Source organism: Priestia sp. P5_B4 (genome assembly GCF_056400385.1).
The window spans coordinates 1-2,563 of record NZ_JBFULJ010000546.1 but is presented as its reverse complement, the minus strand read 5'-3'; the positions used below and the strand labels follow the sequence as shown (position 1 = coordinate 2,563).

The window sequence follows — 2,563 nt, the reverse complement described above, 5'->3', positions numbered from 1 at the left end:
AAATGGAAGAGGAAGAGGGATTCGAACCCCCGCGGGCTTTGACACCCCTGTCGGTTTTCAAGACCGATCCCTTCAGCCAGACTTGGGTATTCCTCCATATTTCAGGTTCAATGGTGGACCTTGTAGGACTCGAACCTACGACCGGACGGTTATGAGCCGTCTGCTCTAACCTGCTGAGCTAAAGGTCCTTTCTAAGTTCTCTATTAGAATGTGGAGRCGGCAAYCGGATTTGAACCGGTGATAAAGGTWTTGCAGACCTTGACTATGCCATCAATAAGTATGAAAATTATTTATAGTCAGTCACATTTATCCGTATGCTACCCCTTCATATGAAACATGCACTAGTAAGTTAATAATTAATATTTATTTCGCTACCAACAAAAATTATTTTACCTTATAGTTTCGCAGAAGTCAACATCTATGTAAATTGTGTTTTGATACTTAATTTTGCAATTATTAAGTAGGAACATACACCTAAATAAAAAAACTCTGTAACAAGAATCATGATTCTTGTTACAGAGCTTATTTTTATAAAAAGGTTTGCGTAATCGCATTTTCTAAATCTCTTGTAGAAGATTTTAGGTATCGTTTTGTAACATTCACATCAGAATGGCCTGCTAATTCGGCAACTGTTGCAATATCTATCCCTTTCTTAACTAACTCATGACAGAAAGTATGACGTAATTTATGAGGATTTACATTATATTTTTTTAACATGTACTGAACCGTACGTGCAGACATTCTTCTATCAAAATTAGAGACAAATAAAGCTTCATGATTAGAATCAAGTGAATCAATATATCTCTTTAAACTATTTCTTGCTTCTGTAGAAAGAGGAACAAGTCGCTTTTTAGACCCTTTAGCATTACGGATAATTAAAAAACCGTCAGATTTGTTAATCTTTACGTCTTTATGATTCAAAGCACAAATCTCTGATACTCGAATCCCTGTATGTAATAAAGTATATACAATAGCAATATCACGAAGGTTTCCCTGTTGATTTACTTCAGATAAAAGGCGCTCACGCTCACTTGCTTCTAATGACTCTGGTACAACCTCGTTATTTTTCTCTTTTGGTTTACGTTCAATATTTTGAACAATTTCTGGTTTTTCAAGAAAGCGTGCAAAAACGCTAATTGTGACAAAAGCTTTTTCTATAGTCGACGCACTTTTATTATTAGATTCAAGGTTAATCATATAAGTTTGGACATTATTTCTTGTTACTTGCTCTAAATGTCTACCTTCACTTAGAAGCCATTCATGAAATTGGTTTAGCACTGCTCGATAGGTTTTAATCGTATTATCAGATTTGCCTGATTCTATTAACCATCGGCTAAAGTCATCAATCAACGGAATAACTTCTAGGCTATTTTTTTTCACTCTAAATCCTCCTACATGTACTAATAAATTACATAAAACATAACATTTAATTTCGTAGAAATCAATTTAAACGAAATTAATATACAAAAAAACAGCCCATCATTGATATGATGGGCTGTTTTTTTGCCTGACAACGTCCTACTCTCACAAGGACAAAGTCCCCACTACCGTTGGCGCTAGAGAACTTAACTTCCGTGTTCGATATGGGAACGGGTGTGACCTCTCTGCTATCGCCACCAGACCTATTAAAGATAGYTTTCTTAACACTAAATAAAAATTGCTAAGTAAAAACACCGTGCACCCGTCATTGACATGATCAAATAAGCGTTACTTGTACAGTTAGCTCGACCGGGCTGTGCTGCAACACACAGAAGAATCTACTTATGGCTGCTTCCTTCCGGACCTGACCATGTTCATAGGTTTCTGTTGTGCAGGACCTAGTTGTCAACACCACTTGTCCAAGTCAGACCTTACCTGACTCATACCTCTGTTAGGAATTAAACCCTGCTAAGGCGGATTGCAGGTTACAGGGCACCGCCATCTCCCCGTCTAGCACGGTATGTATAGTTAAGGGATTCCCACCTATGTCGTCCTCCCAATCTGTTTTGTGAACCCGCGATCTCGCAGGTGGGTTTCCGCATATTAACGTTCCAGCGATCCTGTGTCAAAGACAGGCATGGCATCAGTCAACAAATGTAGGAATCCCAAATAAACAGTACGGTTCAAAACAAATAGGGCATAACGTACATCGTAGGATAAGTATTTAATGTGTTTATTGATGATATAGATTATCCTACAATAAAATTTCGTAGAAGTCAACATAAACGAAAAAATAACTCCTAACTCTCAATGCTTTCTTATTTGCTTGATTTTCTGTTGTTGGGAAGGGATTCCTTTGAAAGGTGGAAGTTATAAGGAGTCGTGTTTCATTATATTGAGTCCTCCACTTAAAAGTGAAGTTCATTACGATTAGATTTTTATACATCCTTGATCTGACAACACTTTTCTGATGCGGTTATTTTTCTTCTTATCCTATGGGAGAAAAATAAAAAAGCCTACATAAAACGGCTTTTTTATTCTAAGAGTAAATTATTGTTCTGTTAGTTCAGTTATAGAAACACTTTGCTTATTATTTGGTTCATCCAGGTTATGAATTGTAGCTACCCCATTTTGTTGGTCTACA

General features: G+C 36.8%; 2 protein-coding genes, 2 tRNA genes, 1 rRNA gene and 2 other RNA genes. All 7 read right to left on the bottom strand.

From position 1 onward, the window contains the following. Positions 1-3: 3 nt before the first annotated feature. Positions 4-96, bottom strand: a tRNA-Ser gene (locus tag AC1DRF_RS22745). A 15-nt stretch (positions 97-111) separates the two neighbouring features. Beyond that, positions 112-188, bottom strand: a tRNA-Ile gene (locus AC1DRF_RS22740). A 340-nt stretch (positions 189-528) separates the two neighbouring features. Further along, positions 529-1,380, bottom strand: coding sequence for a tyrosine-type recombinase/integrase (locus AC1DRF_RS22735; protein ID WP_043981051.1), 852 nt, complete (start codon positions 1,378-1,380; stop codon positions 529-531). A gap of 125 nt (positions 1,381-1,505) precedes the next feature. Then, a 5S ribosomal RNA gene (gene rrf, locus AC1DRF_RS22730) occupies positions 1,506-1,621 on the bottom strand. Positions 1,622-1,673: 52 nt separating this feature from the next. Further along, positions 1,674-1,938, bottom strand: an RNA gene (ffs, locus tag AC1DRF_RS22725) — signal recognition particle sRNA large type. A 13-nt stretch (positions 1,939-1,951) separates the two neighbouring features. Further along, a non-coding RNA gene (gene ssrS / locus AC1DRF_RS22720) (6S RNA) lies at positions 1,952-2,140 on the bottom strand. 329 nt (positions 2,141-2,469) lie between these two features. After that, positions 2,470-2,563 (bottom strand): small, acid-soluble spore protein, H family (locus tag AC1DRF_RS22715; RefSeq protein WP_477741757.1); only part of this gene is annotated, 94 nt, incomplete at its 5' end.